Annotated in this window: 17 protein-coding genes; 16 read left to right on the top strand and 1 reads right to left on the bottom strand. The window is 46.6% G+C overall.

Going from position 1 to position 21395, the window contains the following annotated elements; translation table 11 throughout:
- Positions 1-191: 191 nt before the first annotated feature.
- Genes AC1RNB_RS18250 through AC1RNB_RS18225 form a run of 6 tightly spaced genes read left to right on the top strand, consistent with a single transcriptional unit; the run spans position 192 to position 8751 of the window.
- Positions 192-1478, top strand: coding sequence for an efflux RND transporter permease subunit (locus tag AC1RNB_RS18250; protein WP_493085151.1), 1287 nt, complete (start codon positions 192-194; stop codon positions 1476-1478).
- Between the two features lie 4 nt (positions 1479-1482).
- The gene (locus tag AC1RNB_RS18245; RefSeq protein WP_493085149.1) at positions 1483-3408 is read left to right on the top strand and encodes an efflux RND transporter permease subunit; all 1926 of its coding nucleotides are present in this window, start codon (positions 1483-1485) and stop codon (positions 3406-3408) included.
- Positions 3395-4648, top strand: coding sequence for a TolC family protein (locus AC1RNB_RS18240; protein WP_493085147.1), 1254 nt, complete (start codon positions 3395-3397; stop codon positions 4646-4648). The genes AC1RNB_RS18245 and AC1RNB_RS18240 overlap by 14 nt, the downstream gene beginning before the upstream one ends.
- Before the next feature lie 12 nt (positions 4649-4660).
- Positions 4661-6154: a multicopper oxidase family protein gene (locus tag AC1RNB_RS18235; RefSeq protein ID WP_493085145.1), complete on the top strand. Its 1494-nt coding sequence runs from the start codon at positions 4661-4663 to the stop codon at positions 6152-6154.
- Between the two features lie 12 nt (positions 6155-6166).
- Complete coding sequence (locus AC1RNB_RS18230; protein WP_493085143.1) at positions 6167-7543, top strand: heavy metal-binding domain-containing protein; 1377 nt, start codon at positions 6167-6169, stop codon at positions 7541-7543.
- Between the two features lie 2 nt (positions 7544-7545).
- Entirely contained in the window at positions 7546-8751 is a 1206-nt protein-coding gene (locus tag AC1RNB_RS18225) for an efflux RND transporter periplasmic adaptor subunit (RefSeq protein WP_493085142.1), read from the top strand.
- A gap of 6 nt (positions 8752-8757) precedes the next feature.
- On the opposite strand, the gene AC1RNB_RS18220 is transcribed toward AC1RNB_RS18225, so the two are convergent.
- Complete coding sequence (locus AC1RNB_RS18220) at positions 8758-9684, bottom strand: LysR family transcriptional regulator (protein ID WP_493085140.1); 927 nt, start codon at positions 9682-9684, stop codon at positions 8758-8760.
- A gap of 70 nt (positions 9685-9754) precedes the next feature.
- Between AC1RNB_RS18220 and AC1RNB_RS18215 the strand changes: the two genes are divergently transcribed.
- The 10 genes from AC1RNB_RS18215 (at position 9755) to AC1RNB_RS18170 (ending at position 21284) form a co-directional block, all read left to right on the top strand.
- Complete coding sequence (locus AC1RNB_RS18215; RefSeq protein ID WP_493085138.1) at positions 9755-11206, top strand: NADP-dependent isocitrate dehydrogenase; 1452 nt, start codon at positions 9755-9757, stop codon at positions 11204-11206.
- Between the two features lie 49 nt (positions 11207-11255).
- Positions 11256-11525, top strand: coding sequence for a hypothetical protein (locus tag AC1RNB_RS18210; RefSeq protein ID WP_493085136.1), 270 nt, complete (start codon positions 11256-11258; stop codon positions 11523-11525).
- Positions 11526-11632: 107 nt separating this feature from the next.
- Positions 11633-13300 (top strand): ATP-binding cassette domain-containing protein, encoded by a 1668-nt coding sequence (locus AC1RNB_RS18205; RefSeq protein WP_493085135.1) that lies wholly within the window; start codon positions 11633-11635, stop codon positions 13298-13300.
- Between the two features lie 9 nt (positions 13301-13309).
- Entirely contained in the window at positions 13310-14665 is a 1356-nt protein-coding gene (locus AC1RNB_RS18200; RefSeq protein ID WP_493085134.1) for an HlyD family secretion protein, read from the top strand.
- Positions 14652-16052 (top strand): TolC family protein, encoded by a 1401-nt coding sequence (locus AC1RNB_RS18195; RefSeq protein ID WP_493085132.1) that lies wholly within the window; start codon positions 14652-14654, stop codon positions 16050-16052. The genes AC1RNB_RS18200 and AC1RNB_RS18195 overlap by 14 nt, the downstream gene beginning before the upstream one ends.
- Before the next feature lie 184 nt (positions 16053-16236).
- Positions 16237-16959: an N-acetylmuramoyl-L-alanine amidase gene (locus AC1RNB_RS18190; RefSeq protein WP_493085130.1), complete on the top strand. Its 723-nt coding sequence runs from the start codon at positions 16237-16239 to the stop codon at positions 16957-16959.
- Positions 16960-17003: 44 nt separating this feature from the next.
- Positions 17004-19454: a glutaminase family protein gene (locus AC1RNB_RS18185; RefSeq protein WP_493085128.1), complete on the top strand. Its 2451-nt coding sequence runs from the start codon at positions 17004-17006 to the stop codon at positions 19452-19454.
- Positions 19455-19739: 285 nt separating this feature from the next.
- Entirely contained in the window at positions 19740-19886 is a 147-nt protein-coding gene (locus AC1RNB_RS18180; RefSeq protein ID WP_493085127.1) for a hypothetical protein, read from the top strand.
- Between the two features lie 69 nt (positions 19887-19955).
- Positions 19956-20285 (top strand): hypothetical protein, encoded by a 330-nt coding sequence (locus AC1RNB_RS18175; protein WP_493085125.1) that lies wholly within the window; start codon positions 19956-19958, stop codon positions 20283-20285.
- A gap of 69 nt (positions 20286-20354) precedes the next feature.
- Positions 20355-21284, top strand: coding sequence for a PepSY-like domain-containing protein (locus tag AC1RNB_RS18170; protein ID WP_493085123.1), 930 nt, complete (start codon positions 20355-20357; stop codon positions 21282-21284).
- Positions 21285-21395: the final 111 nt, after the last annotated feature.

Here is a 21395-nt window from a genome sequence, read left to right as displayed (position 1 = left end):
TTTTTTATCCACTTTTACACATATTAATGTCGAATAACTATCAATAAAGCGAATTTTAAACAGCTTCTTAGGCGGACGGGGCTCCCGCCATCGGCGGGACCTTGAGCGACAAGAAATCCCGATCATTAGGGTGAGCTCTCAATAACACAACAGTTAAAGCTTGTATTTACAATAACCGGAAAATTACCGTCATGGTTCAACAATTAATCGGACTGGCCCTTCGCAACAGGCTCATCGTACTGCTGGCAGCAGCGGGTATGTTTGGCTGGGGCATCTATTCCGTCAGACAGAATCCTATCGATGCTATTCCCGACCTCAGCGAAAACCAGGTGATCGTTTTTACTGAGTGGATGGGCCGCAGTCCGCAGGTGATCGAAGACCAGGTTACTTACCCGCTGGTAAGTAACCTGCAGGGCATACCGAAAATCAAGAACATACGGGGCTCTTCCATGTTCGGGATGAGTTTCGTGTATGTGATCTTCGAAGACAATGTAGACATCTACTGGGCCCGCACAAGGGTAATGGAACGCCTGAATTTTGCGCAGCGTTTGCTGCCGCAGGGTGTAACGCCCTCGCTGGGTCCGGATGGTACGGGCGTAGGTCATATCTACTGGTATCACCTGGATGCGCCCAAGATGGATCTGGGCGAACAGCGGGCTTTGCAGGACTGGTATGTAAAGTTTGCCCTGCAAACGGTACCGGGTGTGGCAGAAGTAGCTTCTTTCGGCGGATTTGAAAAACAGTATCAACTGGTGATCGATCCGGTAAAGCTCCAGTACTACAATATCTCCCTGATGGATGTGATGAACAAAGTAAAAGCCAATAACAACGATGTGGGTGGCCGCAAGTTTGAATTGGCCGATATGGCCTATATCATCCGCGGTCTCGGTTATATAAAAAACAAAGAAGATATAGAGAACATAGCGCTGGGTAATTACAATGGGATACCGGTAAGGGTGCGCGATATCGGCTCGGTACAAATGGGCGGCGATCTGCGCCTGGGCATTTTTGATATGGATGGGAAAGGCGAAGTGGTAGGTGGCATTGTAGTGATGCGTTACAACGAGAATGCCGACAAAGTGATCAAAGCGGTGAAGGCTAAAATGAAGGAAGTAGAGAAAGGATTGCCGGAAGGAGTAAGTTTTAAAACCTCTTACGACAGAAGCACGCTGATAGAAGAAGCCGTGGAATCGGTGAAAGGAACCCTGATCGAAGAAATGATCGCCGTATCACTGATCGTCATCATTTTCCTGTTTCATTGGCGCAGCGCCCTTATCATCCTGATACAATTACCGATTTCTGTGGCAGTGGGTTTTATCCTGTTGCAGGCATTCGGTATCAGTTCCAATATCATGTCGCTCACCGGTATTGCACTCGCAATCGGGGTGGTGGTAGATGATGGGATTGTAATGGTGGAAAACGCTTACCGGCATATCAGCGAAGCGCAGGCAGCAAAAAGGCAGTCAACTAATAATTAAACGCATGACAAACTGGTTCAAACGAAATAAAGACCCGCTCACACCTGAAGAAAGGATGGCTATCATTGCCAGATCTTCCAAACAGGTGGGCCCGGGTGTATTCTATTCAACGATCATCGTGATCGCCTCTTTTCTTCCGGTATTCCTGTTAACGGGGATGGAGGGAAAACTGTTTCATCCGCTGGCATGGACAAAAACCTTTATCCTGCTGGTAGATGCTTTTCTCGCCATCACCCTAACGCCGGTACTGATTTCCTTTTTACTGAAAGGAAACCTGAAACCCGAATCGGCCAATCCGATTACGCGAACGCTTGAGAAGATCTATACGCCTATTCTTGCCTGGTGTTTGCGCTGGCGCAAAACCCTGTTGTTCGTAAACCTGGTAGCATTGACAGTAGGTGTGGTGATGATGACCCGCATGGGGTCTGAATTTATGCCGCCGCTCGATGAAGGCTCACTGCTCTTCATGCCGGTAACCTTACCCGATGTATCTAACGCAGAAGCCAAGCGCCTATTGCAGGTGCAGGATAAACTGATCAGTACCGTTCCCGAAGTATCGCATGTGCTCGGTAAAGCGGGCCGGGCCAATACGGCTACGGATAATTCACCGGTGAGTATGATCGAAACCATTATTCTGCTGAAACCCAAACAGGAATGGCGGAAAGGATTAACCAAAGATGATATCATCAATGAGCTGAATGCCAAAATGCAGATTCCGGGTGTAACCAATGGATGGACACAACCCATCATTAACCGCATCAATATGTTGTCTACCGGTATCCGCACAGATGTGGGACTGAAAGTATATGGACAGCAACTGGACAGCATTTACGCTTTTGCACAAACCATCAAAAAACAACTGGAAGGAATAGACGGCATCAAAGACCTCTATGTAGAACCCATTACCGGTGGTAAATACATTGATGTAACCGTGAAGCGCGAAGAAATCGGCCGTTATGGGTTGAGTGTGGATGATGTGAATACCGTAGTAGAAAGTGCATTGGGTGGTATGAAACTGACCACTACCATCGAAGGCAGGCAACGCTTTTCGGTGAATGCCCGCTACGGGCAGGATTTCCGGAATAACCTGCAGGCATTAAAACGCTTGCCGGTACAGACCATGAGTTTTGGTCCGGTGCCGCTGGAAGCCGTGGCGCAGATCGGTTTCAGTGATGGCCCGCCGATGATCAATTCTGAGAATGCATTACTGCGTGGAACCGTATTATTCAATGTACGAGAAAGAGATCTGGGCAGCACCGTTACCGAAGCACAGAAAAAACTGGATCAGCTGATGATCAAATTGCCCAAGGGATATTTTCTGGAATGGAGCGGACAGTGGGAGAACCAGATCCGCGCCAACAGAACACTTACCCTGATCATGCCCATCGTGATCCTGATCATCTTCTTGGTATTGTATGCTACGTACCGCTCGTTTAAAGAAGCATTGGTTACCATGATCACCGTTCCCTTTGCATTGATCGGTGGTGTGTTCATGGTGTATTACTATGGTGTGAATTTATCGGTGGCGGTGGCAGTTGGTTTTATTGCCCTCTTTGGGATGGCCATAGAAACAGCCATGCTGATGACGATCTATCTGAATGAAGCCATGCAGAATATGGTAGCCAAACATGGAAACGACCGTGCAACCCTCACACCGGCGATCATCCGCGAATTTGTAATTGAGGGTTCTGCCAAAAGATTACGACCCAAACTGATGACGGTATCGGTAGGTCTGTTCGGACTGATCCCCATTCTCTGGGCCACCGGTGTGGGCAGCGATATCATGCGACCCATTACGATACCCCTGATCGGCGGTACCATCAGCTCTACCATTTATGTATTGCTGATCACACCCGTGATCTTTGAAATGATAAAAGAAAGAGAATTAAAACGAAAAGGTAAAATTGAATTGATCGATGTTACAGAATAAATCCACACTCGTAGCGTTTGCGTTGCTGGTTGCTGTAAGCGGCCAGGCACAAACGATGAAGCTGGATGCTGTTATAGACAGCATCACGGCTTCGCACCCGGTTGTAAAAATGTACGACCATGAGATCCGTGCTATGGACGAAGCTGCCAAAGGCGCCAGAAGCTGGATGGCACCGCAGCTGGGCTTTGGCCAGTTCATGACACCGTACGACGCACGTTTATGGCACAGAGACGGTGATATACCGGGCATGGGATTCGTGATGCTTTCGGGTGAGCAGATGATCTCGAATAAAAGAAAACTGGATGCAGACGAACGGTATATGAAAGCCATGTCTTCTGTTGAGAAAGAAAAGAAAAATGCAACCCTGAACGAACTCGTGAATGATGCCAAACAATTTTATTATGAATGGGTGGTACTGAAAAAGAAGATCACCATTCTTACGCAGAATGAAAAACTGCTGAATTTCATCATCAAGAATGCAGAGATCCGTTATAAAAACGGGCTTGAAAAGATCAACGCCTATTACAAGGCAAAAGCAGCCATCGGAACCATTCAGAATATGCGACTGATGTACGAAAGCGATATCCGCGAAAAACGTATCCGGATCAATGCACTGATGGGGCGAAGCGCCATGGTTGCGTTTGATGTGGATACCACTGTACGCCTGGCTGATTATCATACCCTGGTATTCGACAGCAGCCTTTTTTACAACCAGCGAAGTGATCTGAAAGCGATCGATAAAGACATTAACCTCTCCTACTTAAAACAGGAAACAGAAAAACAGAGCCTGCGCCCGCAGTTTGGTGTTCGTTTCGATAATATGATCGGTTTTGGTGGTCAGCCCATGCAATACACCCTGATGGGCATGGTTAAGATCCCGATGGCAAAATGGTCGTCCAAAATGAACAAGGCCAATATCGAAAGTCTGAAATGGAAAGCCAATGCACTGCAGGCACAAAAAGAAATGATGGTGAACGAATACAGTGGTATGGCCTATGGCATGCGGAATGAATTAGATACCCGTAAAGAGCAGCTGGCATTGTACGAGGAAAAGATCATGCCCGCACTCAGAAATAATTTCAAAACCATACAACTGGCATACGAGCAGAATACCGAAGAACTGTTCATGCTCTTTGATGCCTGGGAATCTTTGTACATGAAAGAACTGGAATATACAGAATTACTGAACCAGGTACTTAAACTGCAGGTAACACTGGATCGTATCCTGGAAAAGCGATAAATAATTCATTCCATGCAAAGAAGATATTTTATACAATTAGTTTCATTGGGTTCCGGTGCCTTGTTTACGGGCGGAGCGGCCACGGCTTTTCTGGCGGGCTGTAAAAAAGACTATCGTATGGGTTTGCAAACCAAACCGGTACCAGTAACAGAAGCAGCATTTAGCCAGCCGCTCGTTTACCTCGCACAGGCCGGAACAAACGCAACCCTTGCTGCACAGGTAACCACGGCCAATGTAAAAGGGAATACGATCCCTGTATTGGGTTATCAGCCCAACCGTATGCTGGGCCCTACTTTCCGGGTAAACAAGGGTGATACGCTGTCTATTCAATTACAGAACCGCCTGGCAGAACATACCAATATTCACTGGCATGGATTGATTGTTCCGCCCCTGATGGATGGTCATCCGGATCAACTGGCCAATCCCGGGGGCAACTTTGCTTACCAGTTCACCATTAACCAGCGGGCAGGTATGAGTTGGTACCATCCGCATCCGCATGGTATGACGGGGAAACAGGTGTTCCAGGGACTGGCAGGGGTCTTTATCATCAATGATGCAGAAGAAGCCGCTTTGAATCTGCCATCGGGTTCATATGAATTACCCTTGGTACTGCAGGATAAACGCATTACCACCAACGGTATTCCTTATGAACCCTCTATGGAAGAAGTAATGGCAGGTTATATGGGAGAAACTGTTTTGGTAAACGGGGTACATGCGCCTTTTGCAGAAGTAGCTACCCGTTATTACCGCTTACGTATCCTGAATGGTTCCAATGCAAGAATATATAATCTGGCACTGAGTAATAATGATGATCTCGTGATCATTGGTAATGATGGTGGGTTATTAAAAACGCCCGCTCCTGTAAAAGAGATACTGCTGGCACCCGGCGAGCGATTGGATGTGCTGGTGAATTTCAAAAATGCAACTGTGGGCACCACCGTTAACCTGATCAGTAAAGAATTCAGTAACGCGGGAGACGCACAGGGGAAACAGGCGTTTCAGATCATGCAGTTTAAAGTGGTTACACCTGCTGCAGATGTCTTTACTGTTCCGGCTGTGTTGTCTGCAATACCCGACTTACAGGCATCGGCTGCCATACCTACCCGGGTGTTCGAAATTTCCAATGCGATGGAACACCATGGTGTACCGATGAACAATGGTATGCGCATGCGGCATCGCATCAATGGTAACCTCTATGATGGTAACAGGATTGACATATCGGTTGCCAGAAATACGCAGGAAGTATGGGTATTTGATAATAGTAAAGGAGATGAACCACACCCTATGCACCTGCACGGTGTTTTTTTCCAGGTATTGAAACGCACAGGTGGAAGAAGTGGTTTACTGCCTTCAGAAAAGGGATGGAAAGACACAGTATTGGTCATGCCGGGCGAAGTGGTTCACATTATCGTTCCCTTTGGTGCCGTTACAGGCAGGTTTGTATTTCACTGCCATAATCTGGAACACGAAGATGATGGAATGATGTTACAATATCAATTGACATAAGAAACCAACAATATGAAGCGAATCTGTTTATATATTTTATTATTTGTAACGGTGGGTTTTGTTGCCTGTAAAAGCAACAACGATACCCATGCAGGACATGCAATGCAGGACGCTGCCAAACTATACACCTGCCCCATGCCCCAGGATTCTGTGTTCAGTGATAAACCGGGTGTTTGTCCGAAATGTGGCATGGCATTGGTAAAAACGGAAACAGTAACAACTGCCCATGAACACGAACATACAGGAGATGTATATACCTGTCCCATGCACCCGGATGTAAAATCCGATAAACCCGGTTCCTGCCCGATCTGCGGCATGAACCTCGTTAAAAAAGAAGCAGAAGGCAGTAAACAGGAAGTGGTAGAACTGGATGCATTGTTAAAACCCACCAACGAATTTGTGGTATCCTCTGTACCTGTAACAGTTATACAGCAACGGCAGGAGCAGATCGAAATAAAAGCACTGGGCACCATTGCCTATGATACGAGGATGGTAGGCACCATCTCATCCCGTGTAAGCGGCCGCATTGAAAAACTATATGTGCGTTACCGCTTTCAGAAAATCAGGAAGGGCGAGCGGATCATGGATATATATAGTCCGGAGTTGTTAACTGCCCAGCAAAATCTTCTGTTCCTCCTCAAGAACGATCCCTCCAATAAAAACTTTATCGAAGCAGCAAAAGAAAAACTGCTGTTGCTGGGAATGGATCCCAAACAACTGGAGCAGGTGATACAAAAAGGGCAGGCCACCCTTACTGTCGCCGTGTATAGCCAATACGGTGGTCATATACATGAAGCGGGTAATGCAGGTAATATGACTCCCGAACCCGGCGCCATGAAAGACATTTCCCTGCTTACAGAAGAACTGTCTTTGAAAGAAGGCATGTATGTGCAGAAAGGAAAATCCATGTTTACGGTATATGATCCGTCACGTGTATGGGCATTGTTGAATATTTATGGAGAAAATCAGGGATTGGTAAAAACCGGCTCATCCGTTACCCTTGTTCCGGAAACGCAACCAGGTAAAAGTTTGAGCGCATCGGTAGATTACCTGGAACCTTTTTTCCGCAAAGGCAGCAAAACATTGTCGGCACGGGTGTATTTCAATAATGCCGACAGAAAAATTCCGGTGGGCAGCCAGGTAACGGCCACCATCTACAGCAATACCCGTCAGGTGTATTGGTTGCCGAAGGAAGCGGTGCTTTCGTTGGGGCTGGACCGGGTGGTATTTGAAAAAGTAAAAGGTGGATTTAAAGCACATAAGATCAGTACCGGTATCATACACAACGAACATATACAGGTCCTGAGCGGATTAACAGACCGCGATTCTGTAGCCGCCAACGCACAATATTTAATGGATAGCGAAAGCTTTATCAAAATAAAAAACTGAGTATGCAAAAGTTATTATTCTGCCTGCTGGTAATACTGGTGGCTGTGGGTTGCAAAAACAAAACCACCACTGCGGCAGCTGACCCGGATATCTATTATACCTGTTCGATGGACCCACAGGTAAAAGAGCACAAACCCGGCAAGTGCCCGATCTGTAAAATGGAACTCACGCCCGTGAAAAAAATGAACGGTGTTCCGGATGAGATTGAGCTGAGTGAACAGCAGGTGCAGTTGGGTAATATCCACGCCGATACCATCCGCAACGGTACCATTGGGGATAAACTGGTGCTGACAGCTACACTGAATTTTGATCAGTTAAAAACCAGTTCAGTAAGTGCGAGAATCATGGGCAGGGTAGAAAAACTGTTCTATAAAAATGTGGGCGATCAGGTACCACGTGGAGCACCGCTGTACGAACTCTACAGCGAAGAACTGAATAATGCCAAACAGGAATACCTGCTGGCCATTGAGCGCAAAAAGGTATTTGCCAACGAAACCGTGATGAACTTTGATCAGCTGCTGCAGAGTGCCCGTAACAAATTACTGTTATGGGGTATGTCTGAAAAACAGATCCAGGAACTGACGCGTGCGGGAAAAGCCAGTCCGCGTACTACTTTTTACAGTCCGGCATCGGGCACCATCACCAGTCTTGATATACGGGAGGGAGATTATGTGATGGAGGGAAGCTCACTCATAAAACTGGCGGATCTTTCGAGTCTCTGGGCCGAGGCACAGGTATATACTTCGCAGATGGCTTCGATAGACAGGAACAGTATGGCTACGGTACAGTTACCGGATTTTGATGGACTGGAGATCAAAGGCACGATCAGTTTTGTGAATCCTGAGATCAATCCTGATACACGCATTAACCTGATACGGGTGGCGATACCCAATAACGGTCAGCGGTTACAACCGGGTATGTCTGCTTATGTGGTGTTGAAGAGTGCCCCGCACAAAACATTGACACTACCGATGGATGCCGTGATCAGAGATGGTAATGGAGCGAGGGTATGGGTGCAAACCCGGAAAAAAACCTTTAAACCCATGATGGTAGAGACCGGTGTAGAAACAGACGACAGGATCGAGATCAAAGCCGGTTTACATTCCGGCGATGTGGTGGTGATTTCAGGAGCTTACCTCATTAACAGCGAATACATTTTCAAAAGAGGAACCGACGCCATGGCCGGACATGATATGAGTAAGATGTAAGATTTCTCAATAAGCACCCGTCCAGGAAAAATGCTCCCTGATGATGGCTGTTTTGTGCTTTTGCAGGTATTGCAGATAGGCATGAGCCACTGCAGAAAGTTGTTTTTTCTGCAGCCAGATCATCCGCCATTGCGAGTGAAGCGGGAATCCTTTTACGGGAATCACTTTTACTTCTTTCTGTTTCAGTTCGTTTTTCAGGCTCAGGATGGATAAAACGGAATAACCCAGTCCGGCCACCACCGCCTGTTTTACCGCTTCGGTAGAAGTGAGGGAGAGACTGATCTTGGGCCGGATATGTGCCTGGTGAAAATACTGCTGCATGGCAAAACGCGTGCCCGATCCTTCCTCCCGGAAGATCAATGGCAGTTCTTTAAACAGCCTCGAATCCTTTTTTCCTTTTATGGCAAGATTGTCTTTGCCCGGTCCGAATAAATACAGTTTGTTCTGCATCAGGATCTCTTCATGAATAGCCAGATGGGTGGGTATCACAGATACCAGTGAAAAATCCACTTCGTTCTGTTCAAGGCTGCCGATCACTTTCCGTTTATTGGCCACATCCATTTCCAGGTCGATCCCCGGGTTCTCTTTCAAAAAATCACGCAGAAAATAAGGCATCACATATTTGCCGGTAGATACTACGGAGATGCGCAGTTTGCCAGACAACACCCCTTTGTAATTCTGCGAATGGTAGTGTATGGTTTCTATCTCTGCCAATACCCGCTGGGCAATGCGGTATAACTCCATTCCAAAGTCGGTGATATAGATCTTGCGCCCGATGGTTTCTGTTAAAGGAATGTCAAACTGGTCCTGCAGTTTTTTTAGCTGGATGGAAGCTGCCGGTTGTGTCATATTCAGTTCTTCTGCAGCTTTGGTAATACTCAGCTTTTCAGCGATCACCGAAAATACACGTAACTGGTGCAGGGTATAATTCATAAGAAATGTTTATGATTTAGATAGTAAATATAAATAAAAGAATATAGATGAAGCCCTGCATTTTTGCAGCATGAAAACAAATCAGACAACCGCCGTTACCATTGCCAGAGGTGATGGTATTGGCCCGGAGATCATGGATGCCACCCTCCGGATTATAGAAGCTGCCGGTGCGCAACTGAACATTGAAGAAATAGAGATCGGGGAAAAAGTATACCTGCAGGGTATTTCGGCCGGTATCCAGCCCGAAGCCTGGGAATCGCTTCGCCGTACCAGGGTATTCCTGAAAGCACCTATTACAACACCGCAGGGCGGTGGTTTTAAAAGCCTGAATGTAACCACCCGGAAAGTACTGGGCCTGTTTGCCAATATCCGTCCCTGTGTGTCTTACCATCCGTTTGTAAAAACCAAACATCCGAAAATGGATGTGGTAATCATCCGGGAAAACGAAGAAGATCTGTATGCCGGCATTGAACATCAGCAAACGGATGAAGTGGTGCAGTGTCTGAAGTTGATCTCACGTCCGGGTACAGAAAAAATTATCCGTTACGCTTTTGAATATGCCAAAGCCTATAACCGGAAAAAAGTAACCTGTTTTACCAAGGATAATATCATGAAAATGACGGATGGTCTTTTTCACAAAGTGTTTGAAGAAGTGGGACAGGAATATCCGGATATCGAAAAAGAGCACTGGATCGTGGATATCGGTGCAGCCAAGCTGGCCGATACGCCGGAGAATTTTGATGTGATCGTGATGCCGAACCTGTATGGAGATATTCTCAGCGATGTGGCGGCACAGATCACCGGTTCGGTGGGTTTGGCGGGTAGTGCCAATATCGGGGAAGGGTTTGCTATGTTCGAAGCCATTCATGGTTCGGCACCGCGGCTGGCGGGGATGAACCAGGCCAATCCATCCGGACTCCTGCTGGGTGCTATCCAGATGCTGGTGCATATTGGCCAGCAGGATGTGGCCGAAACCGTTCAGAACGCGTGGCTGAAAACACTGGAAGATGGGGTACATACGGCGGATATCTATAAAGAAGGGGTATCGAAGGTCAAAACCGGCACAAGTGAGTTTGCGGATGCAGTGATTGAAAGACTGGGTCAAAAACCCTCCACCTTACAACCGGTTGCTTTTACCCGTGAAGCGGCGCAATTCAAGATCAGCTATACCCCCAAAGCGCCTGCTAAAAAAGAACTGGTGGGAGTAGATATCTTTCTCCAGTTCCGCGAACGGGATGCCAACCTGCTGGCTGCCGAACTGCAGGAGGCGGTAAAAGGGCAGTTACAATTATCGATGATCACCAACCGGGGCACCAAAGTATGGCCCGATGGTTTTCCGGAAACCTTCTGTACCGACCATTGGCGCTGCCGCTTTAAACCCGCTGCCGGCGAAACCCTGGATTATGCGGCGGTACTGGATACGCTGCAGGCGGTGCATGGTAAAGGACTGGATATCATCAAAACCGAAAATCTCTACACATTTGATGGAGTGGCGGGTTATACAGTTGCACAGGGACAATAAAACCGGTACCAGATAGCTTATTTATCAATTAACAACTTAAAAACAACGTATGGAACTGGAATTAATCAGCGGCCGCTTTCCTGTAAAAGATGCAGAACAGATTTTAACGGATATTTTTCATGTCAAGATTGACTACCATCATCGTAAGATCAATATGCCATACATGTCTGAAGAGAACATCCAGCATGCCGAAAAACGGATTGTAGCCCTGGAAGGAACACTGCGCAGTATTTTACAGCGGATCAGGGACAGCGGAAAAGAGATGATAGATGTACATGCCCATGTAGAAATAAGCTTCGCCTCCCCCTTAACACAATAAATTGTTTAATAAAGCGCCATTTTAACAAACATTTTTTCAAACGGACTGTTATTGCGTTCTACGGTTCATTTCTTCCCGAAATGCCGTGCAAAGAAAACAACTTGATTATGGCCTCCTCCCGATACCGAACTGCCGGTGAAGTATTCCGTTCCTTCCTGTCCATGCTGCACCTGGACAGGAAGGATATCAGTGCGATTTATATATTCGCCATCCTTGCCGGACTGGTGCAACTCTCGCTGCCACTCGGTATCCAGACCATTATCAGTTTTGTGATGGCGGGTTCGTTGTCTACTTCTATTGTAGTGTTGATTGTACTGGTAGTAGTGGGTACTTTTCTAAATGGGTTGCTGCAGGTTCGCCAGCTGCAACTGATCGAAAAACTAAAACAGAAGATCTTTCTGCGTTACTCGCTGGAGTTTGCGGCAAAACTTCCCCGGCTGAATGTAGAAAAGCTCGATAACTATCATTTACCCGAGCTGATGAACCGTTTTTTTGAGATTCCTTCTCTCCAAAAAGGGATCGAAAAAATTTTACTCGATATTCCAACGGCGATCATCCAGATTTTACTGGGCCTTTTGCTCCTGTCTTTTTACCACCCCGTATTTATCGGTTTTGGTGCTGTGCTGCTGGTGATCATTATTCTGATCCTGCGCTTTACTTCGCAACCGGGTTTCAGTGCCTCACTCGAAGCCAGTGATTATAAGTACCGGGTAGCGGCCTGGCTGGAGGAAATGGCCCGTATGATCAAATCTTTCAAGTATGCCCGCAACAGTACCATCCCCGTGCAAAATACGGATGAGCTGACAGCCGGTTATCTCGAAGCCAGAACCCGCTATTTTAAATTGCTGCTGGTGCAGGCATGGAGTTTTATCGGCTTCAAAACCCTGATCACTGCGGCCATGCTGGTGGTGGGTGCCACTTTGCTGGTAGATCAACAGATCAATATAGGTCAGTTCATTGCGGCCGATATCGTGATCCTTTCCATCATCGCTTCAGTAGAAAAACTGATCGGTAACCTGGATAAGATCTATGACAGTTTTACGTCTATTGAAAAGATGAGCATTATTACAGAAGCGGATACCGAAAAAGAAGGACACCTGTTATTACCTGCTTCAGCAAGGGGGGTCAGTATTGGTTTTGAAGAAGTAAGTTTTGGTTACCCAGGTTCCGAAAAGGTATTGACTAATGCCAGTTTTTATATATCTGCCGGACAGGTAGTATTGGTTAGCGGTGCTTCCGGTTCGGGTAAGTCGAGTCTGTTGCGTTTGTTAACGGGTGCTTACCAGCATTTTGAAGGCAATGTATTGATTGATGGTTTGCCGATCGGTAATTACCAGTTGGATTCGCTTCGCTCACAAACGGGTGTATTGCTGAACCAGCAGGATATTTTCAGAGGTCCGCTGATCGATAATATTACGATGGGGGATACCACGATTGCTGCATCGGAAATATTGCACCTGGCAGAAAAAACAGGGTTGGCCGATTTTATCCGGTCGAATAAACAGGGCTTTGATACCATGCTGGATCCGCTCGGTAAACGGTTACCACAGGGCATCAGGCAGCATATCCTGCTTACACGGGCTTTGTTAGGTAAGAGTCGTTTGCTGCTGCTGGAAGAACCCTTTCTGCACCTGAGTGCTGCACAGAAGCAGGCAGTGATGGAATACCTGAAAAAAGAGAAACAATGCACTGTACTCATTATTGCCGAGAGGGAAGAACAGTTATCGGCATATGATACAGTATTGAACATACAAAACGGACAGGTGACCAGCTAAAGTTTACAAATGGATCGTTACTATAAAATAAATGTGGAGGAGCAGGCGGCCGAGGGTCGTCTGGCTTCTTTTGCCAAAGTGTACCATGTGCAAAGAACCAGCCAGGTAAAAAAATGGTTATGGGGTATTTTATTACTGGTATTGGTGGTGCTCTGGTTGCCCTGGACACAGAATATCCGTGCCAAAGGATCGGTTACTACTTTACGTCAGGAACAAAGACCGCAGGAGCTGAATACCATTATTGCCGGCCGGGTAATTAAATGGTATGTAAAAGAGGGAGATTATGTAAAAGAAGGCGATACCCTGCTGCAGCTGGGAGAAGTAAAGATCGAATACCTGGATCCGCAATTGCTGAACCGTACACAGGAGCAGATCAATGCCAAACAGAATAGTGCAGAAAACTATCGTAACAAAGCGCTAACTGCAGAATCGCAGGTAAGGGCTTTGATAGAAGGCAAAACCTTGAAACTCAGTTCTATCGATAATAAATTGAGCCAGCAACAATTGAAGATCATCAGCGATAGTACGGATCTGATAGCGGTAAACAATGAACTGGCCGTATACAAACGACAGATAGATGCGGCCAAACTGATGCTTGACAGCGGTTCCATCTCACTCACCGAATTTGAAAAAAGGAAAGTAAATTTTCAAAATGGACAGGCAAAACGGATCAGTGCCCAGAATAAATTTCTGCAGTCAAAACAGGAACTGATGAACCTGCTGATCGAAAAAAACAGTGTGGAGCAGGACTACCGCGATAAGATCTCCAAAGCAGAAGGAGAAAAATTTGCTTCACTCTCTAATGCTGCAGGTACAGAAGCCGAGCTGTCTAAGCTACAGAATCTCTATGCCAATTACGATGCCAGAAACCAGCTCTATTACATACGGGCACCGCAACGGGGCCAGGTGATACAGGCCAAAAAAGCCGGTATCGGCGAAATGGTGAAAGAAGGAGAAATGATTGTGCAGATAGTACCCGACCAGGTACAGTATGCGGTAGAAATGTATGTGGAACCAATGGATCTGCCGTTGGTGACCATTGGACAGAAAGTGCGCTTTGTATTTGATGGTTTCCCGGCTATTGTGTTCAGTGGCTGGCCACAGAGCAGTTATGGAACTTTTGGTGGCAAAGTAGCAGCGGTAGAAACCGAAGTAAGTAAAAATGGAAAATTCAGGGTACTGGTTACCGAAGACAGCAGCGAGAAACCCTGGCCCAAACAATTACGCATGGGTGGTGGTGCCAATGGGATTGCCCTGCTGAAAGATGTGCGGATCTATTATGAATTATGGCGGAACATCAACGGTTTCCCGCCGGAGTATTATCAACCGGATGCAAAAAACAAAGAAGCCAATGCAAGCAAATAAATTCCTGTGTGTGCTATTATGCCTGCTAACGGGAATAAGCCTCTCTGCCCAGGAAAAAAAAGCGGTGCTTACCCCCGAGGCAGTGATGGAATTGGTGCGCAATAATCACCCCGTAGCCAAACAGGCGGCTTTATTGGTGAACAGAGCCGCTGCTGAGTTACAATCGGCGCGCGGTGGATTTGATCCGGCACTGGAGATGGAAGCCAGCCGCAAAACCTTTGACGGCAAGAATTACTATTATTATACCAACCCCGAAATACAGTTGCCTACTGCAGCCGCTGTTACGCTGCGTGCAGGAACGGAAAACAATGGGGGCGATCTGCTCGCTAACGAAACCACCCGTGGCAGATCCAGTTACCTCGGTGTGGAACTGCCGCTGGGAAATGGTTTACTCATTGATAAACGAAGGGCCGCTTTGCAACAGGCAAAAATTCTGATCAACCAGAGCGAACAGGATCGGAAAAATGTACTCAATAATCTGTTGCTTGATGCGTATACGGATTACTGGCAATGGGCCGGTGCTTACCAATTGTACCAGGTTTATACCGGTTTTGTGCAGAACGCCGAAAGAAGACAAAACCTGGTGCGCAATGCTTTTGTAAACGGAGACAGGTCGGTAATGGATACTGTAGAGTCTTATACACAACTGCAGTTATACCGTCTGCAGCAAACCGAAGCTTTACAGAAACTGAACAATGCCGCTATCTCCCTCTCGTATTTTTTATGGCAGAACGATACCACACCGTATAATCTGCCAGCGCATTTTTTACCAGATACTACCCGTTTTCTGGCGCAGGAAGAGATACCGGTGCTGGAAGAAAATATCAATAGTTTACTGGAACAACATCCGTTACTGCGGTCGGCTCAATTTAAAGTGAACAGTATGGAAACGGAGAAAAAACTCAAGTTTCAGGGACTGTTACCGTATGTGAGTCTGAAAGCGAACGTGCTGAGTAAAGACTACAGTTTTGTAAAAAGCTGGGATGCAGCGTACCTGCAGAATAATTACAAATGGGGCCTGGGTGTACAGTTGCCGCTTTTTTTACGGCAGGGAAGAGGAGAATATAAAAAAGCACAGATAAAGCTGAAAGAGTCTCAACTGGAATTAATGGGTAAACGCTGGCAGCTGGAAAATAAGATCCGTTATTACCAGAACGAGAGTACCCAGTTATTGCAGCAATGGCAGATCGGTAACCGCCTGCAGGAAAACTACCGCCAGTTACTCCGCAACGAAGAACTGAAATTTTCGCAGGGTGAGAGTAGCCTGTTTCTGGTTAATGCCAGGGAAACCAAACTATTGGAAATGCTGCAGAAACAAACCGCTGTGCGCATCAAATACCTCACCGCCAGTTACCAACTCCGTTGGGCGGGCGGGCTGTTACAGTAATCTCTGCGAAAACTCCGCTTCTCTTCTTCTCTGCGGTTGGATAGAGCTTACACCAACCGCAGAGCCGCAGAGAGCAGGGAGTTTTCGCGGAGAAAAGCATGGGGATTTTTATATCACTAACGGAAACAGATTCTTCGGTTATCTTTGGCAGGAGTTGTATTTTGTACACGCAAATTTCCTCCCCATGAAACAATTATTACCGCTTTTCCTGTTGCTGCTTTGTATTGCATCAATTCCGCCGCGAAAGAAAACAGTGATCGTATGGCAGCCTTCGCACCAGACCAATACAGGTAAAAACTTCAGCGAAGCGGCAGTATGTAATGCTATTGCCGATGCGGCCATGGCCACCCAACCTTTTTTCAAAGAATACAAAGTATGGAGCCTTGGCAGAAAAAACCTGCACAATGCAGACAGCGGCAGCAATACCATGATTGCGCATACTTCTGCTATTGTGGATGGGAAATTGTCTGGTTATGCCTGGGAATTACAGCAGTCTAATAAACGCAAACCCGATGTATTCATTGCCATCCATAATAATGGTGGCACCCGGCGGCATGCGGTATGGGGTTATATCCATTATGGCGATGCGCAGGAAGCCGCCAACCGCGAACTGGCCGCAGAACTGATTGCCGCTATCTCTGCCGCTACTACGTTGGAAAACCGCGGTGTTTTGCTGGATAGTACTACGGGACGTAATGATTACCGTTGTGCCAGCACCGGCAAATTATCTTTTTACAGTCTGGATGAACACGTGAACACAGCACCCATCCGCGTACTGCTTGAGATCGGCGACAATGGAGCCAGTTATGATTTTCTGCGCGATCCTCTTAACCAGCAAAAGATTGGCGAAGCCATTAAAACTGCTACGGCCAGATGGCTGGAGAAACGAGAAGCGATGGGGTTATAAAGTTCGGCCGCATATCGTAACTTGTTTTCACTTAAAACAGGTGTATGAGAATTGCTTCCTTCTGCTTACTGCTGTTGGTATGTTTGGGTACCAGCGCGCAGGTTACCAAGGCCCCCGCTTATCCGTTGATTACCCATGATCCTTATTTCAGTATCTGGTCCACTACCGATGCGCTGACCGCTTCGCCCACCAAACACTGGACAGGTGTTGAACAGTCTTTACAGGGTGTTGTAAAAGTAGATGGGCAACTATATCGTTTTCTCGGTACCGAAGAGAAAGTATATGAAACCCTACTTCCGTTGGCGGAGGAACAGGCATATACCTGCCGTTACACCGAAACCGCACCTGCTGCCAACTGGATGAACAAAGGTTTTGATGATGCTTCCTGGAAAACGGGTGAAGCGCCCTTCTCTAAAAACCGCAGACAGGCTAAAACCCTCTGGAACAGTAATGATCTCTGGATGCGGAGAGTGTTTATGTTGAAGGATCTGAACATTCATCAGCTCTACCTGAAAATGCAGCATGATGATAATGTGGAAGTGTATATTAACGGAGAACCCGCTTTTTCGCGCAAAGGCTGGAACAGCCGGTCGGAATTGTTTCCGCTCACTGATGCGGTGAAAGCCAAACTGGTGAAGGGCGAGAATGTGCTGGCCATACATGTAGCCAATACAGCTGGTGGTGCTTACTTAGATGCAGGCCTGGTGAATGAACCGCTACGGCAAAACCAGCCACCGGTATTTACGGCCGTACAACGTTCGGTGGAACTGAAAGCAACGCAAACCCGGTATGCCTTTGCCTGCGGCGGAATTGATCTCTCGCTCAGCTTCACTTCTCCTTTGCTATTACACGATCTGGACCTGCTCTCGCGCCCGATCTCCTATATCAGTTTTTCTGTAAAAGCCAACGATGGTAAAACGCATGATGTGCAATATTATCTCGGTGTTTCTACCAACCTGGCCGTAAACGATTCCTGGCAAACGGTAGTGGCCGAAAAAAATGATCTGAAAGGGATTCAAATGCTGCGGGCAGGAACCAAAGAACAACCTGTGCTGCAGAAAAAGGGTGATAACCTGCGGATAGATTGGGGTCGTCTGTATGTGGCGGTACCTGATGGGGTTGGAACGACACAAAATATTTCTGCCGCAGGTGAGTACCTGCAGTCTTTTTCAGGAAAGGGATCTACTGCTACCAGCACAGGTAAACAACTGGTGTTGAATACAGTGGTGAATCTGGGAAAAACCGGTACGCAGCCAAAAGAAACTTACCTGATGATCGGGTATGATGATCTGCAGTCGGTGCAGTATTTTAACACCAACCTGAAACCCTGGTGGAATAAATCCGGCACCACCAATATCGGAGACCTGTTTTATAAAGCAAGAGATGGTTACCACAGCATTATGCAACAATGCGATTCGGTGAATAACAGGATCTACAAGGATGCTTTACGCGCCGGAGGCGAAGCCTATGCAAAATTGTGTGTACTGGGCTACCGCCAGGCCATTGCGGCGCATAAACTGGTACAGAGTCCACAAGGAGAGATCCTGTTTCTGTCGAAAGAAAATTTCAGCAATGGTTCTATTAATACGGTAGATGTTACCTATCCTTCAGCACCGCTTTTTCTTGCTTACAATCCGGACCTGTTGAAAGGCATGCTGAATGGTATTTTTTATTACAGTGAAAGCGGTAAATGGAAAAAACCTTTTGCAGCACATGATCTGGGTACCTATCCCCTGGCTAACGGACAAACCTATGGAGAAGATATGCCCGTAGAAGAGTGTGGTAATATGCTGCTACTGACAGCTGCCATTGCCAAAGCAGAAGGCAATGCCGATTATGCAGCAAAACATTGGGCTACTTTAACTACCTGGGCAGACTATCTTTCCAGAGAAGGGTTTGATCCAGCCAACCAGTTATGTACGGATGATTTTGCGGGTCACCTGGCCAGGAACGCCAACCTTTCTGTAAAAGCGATCGTGGGTTTGGGCGGCTATGCGATGCTGGCAGATAGGCTCGGTAAAAAAGAGATCGCTGTCACTTATCGTAGCATGGCCAAAAGCATGGCATTGCGCTGGATGGAGATGGCAGATGCCGGAGATCATTATGCACTTACGTTTGATAACAAGAATAGCTGGAGCCAGAAATACAACCTGGTGTGGGATAAACTGTTGGGGTTAGAGCTGTTTCCTTCATTGGTGTATCAGAAAGAAGTGGCGTATTATCTCACCAAACAGGAACTGTTTGGCTTACCGCTGGATAGCCGGAAAACCTATACCAAGTCTGACTGGATCATCTGGACAGCCACCCTGACCGCAACGCAGAAAGATTTTGAAGCGTTCATTGATCCCCTGTATAAATATGCCAACGAAACCCCGTCCCGTGTACCCCTTTCTGACTGGCATGAAACCACAAATGGCAAACAGGTAGGTTTTCAGGCAAGAAGTGTGGTGGGTGGTTATTTTATGAAAGTGCTGGAGCGTTTGTGGAAACCCTGATTGATTAGTAAAAACGAGTGGGTTCTTCCGAACCACTTTGTAAGTAAACATAAAGCAAGCCCCGTAACCCTGTGAAAGCAGTGGTAACGGGGTTTTGTATTGGTGGATATGATGGCAAAAGCTGCTGTTGCCCCTCGTTACAATTAAAAACAGGCTTTAACATTTTCTTGATAACATGGGCCATTCTTTTCGCATCTAACATTTGGTAACAGCTTAAAAAACCTAACACTAAAACAGCGCCTATTTACAATTCTACACAATCGTATTACAGACAAAACCATTGTTATGAATTGTATATCGCGTGTTTACCTGCCCTTACCGGTGCCGGTTTGTTTACAGTCTTTGAGCGGCAGCCGTTTATTGCTCATACATCACCTGCCGCTGATAATTGATCTGCCTGTAACAGGGCTCGCAAAATCCATCCATCATTAAAAACTATTGGGGATTTGCTGCCTGATACAATTATCAGCAGGAACTTCTTTCTCCATCATCAACTGTATTATGTATTCATTGGCCGGTTTCATACAATTGCTTCTCATCCTTAGTCAGTCGGATTATCTGCCCGATCTGTCTGCGGTATGGGAAAAGCAAGTCACACCGGTTATGACTGTTCCTCCAGAAAGAACCGACGACGTATGGCAGGTTACTGTTACTTACTATCCTACCGGCCAGTCGGTAGCGGGGAATGACCAAAACAAATGGATCCTTCTGCCTGCTGTACAAAGAAATGGCTGGTTGTTGATACCCCTCTCCAACACACTTCCTGCGGGAAGGGTGATAAGCTCTGATAAATTATACCTGATGTTCTGCCGCTTAAAAATCGGTGGGTAGCCGGCCTTTGAAATAAAACAACAGACATATAAAACAACCTAACAGACAACTGATCAAAAAATAACCAACATGAAAAAACAAGTGAAAACAACTTATACCTATCTCGCAGCAACTGTATTACTGATGGCCGGTGTTAGTTCCTGCCAAAAAGAAATTTCGGGTAACCGGGCAGACCAGAATGCGGTGATTGCCACAACGTCCACTTCTTCTACCATTGCCGTAGCCACCAATGGCGGCACCACTACCACTGGTGGAACCACTACTGATTCTGTGTATGTAGTGCATACCTGCGATAAAGGCCAGCACCGCGATTCGGTAGCTGCCAGTACACTGCCTGCTACTGTGTCATCATATCTTACTACCAATTACAGCGGGTATAGTTTTACCAAAGCTTTTGTGGTAAAAGATACACTGGGCACCGTAAAGGGTTATGTAGTGATCATTAATTATAACAGCAAACCCGTAGCACTGCAGTTTACCGCAGATGGCCTATTTGTAAAAGTGCTGGAGCAGCGCGAGAAAGGGGATGTACAGGGTGCAGGCTGGCACAAAGGTGGTCGTTTTGAAAAACGTGGTCTGCCACATAAAGACACTATTGCTTTATCGGCCCTGCCTGCTACCATTACTACGTATTTTGCAACAAACTATGCAACTGATACACTGGTAAAAGCATTTCAGAAAACAGATGCGGGTTACCTGGTATTGTCTAAGAATGGCGGTGTATATGCTACACTGTTCAGCAGCACCGGCGTGTTTGTGAGCCGTATTAGTTTGCCGGCCCCCGGTGAAAAAGTAACTATTGCAGATGCTGGTTTGCCATCGGCAGCACTTAGCTATCTGACCACTACTTATCCTAATTATGTGTTGGATAAAGCTTTCAGCGTATCTGTATCCGGAACCATTAAAGGATATATAGCTGTGATCGATGCCAATAATACCCGTTACTGTGTGGCATTTGATGCCAATGGCAGTTTTGTAGCGGTAAAAACGATCTGGTAATATAGAAGGCTCTGCTACCGGTAACAGCGGATAAGGTTGGCCCTGTTTCTGAAAGGGCATATGGCTGTTTGCTGTATGCCCTTCTCTTTTACGCACAATGAAACCATATCT

The organism is Sediminibacterium sp. GW821-FHT12F12 (assembly GCF_058806635.1).
This window is presented reverse-complemented; position numbering and strand designations above follow the sequence as displayed.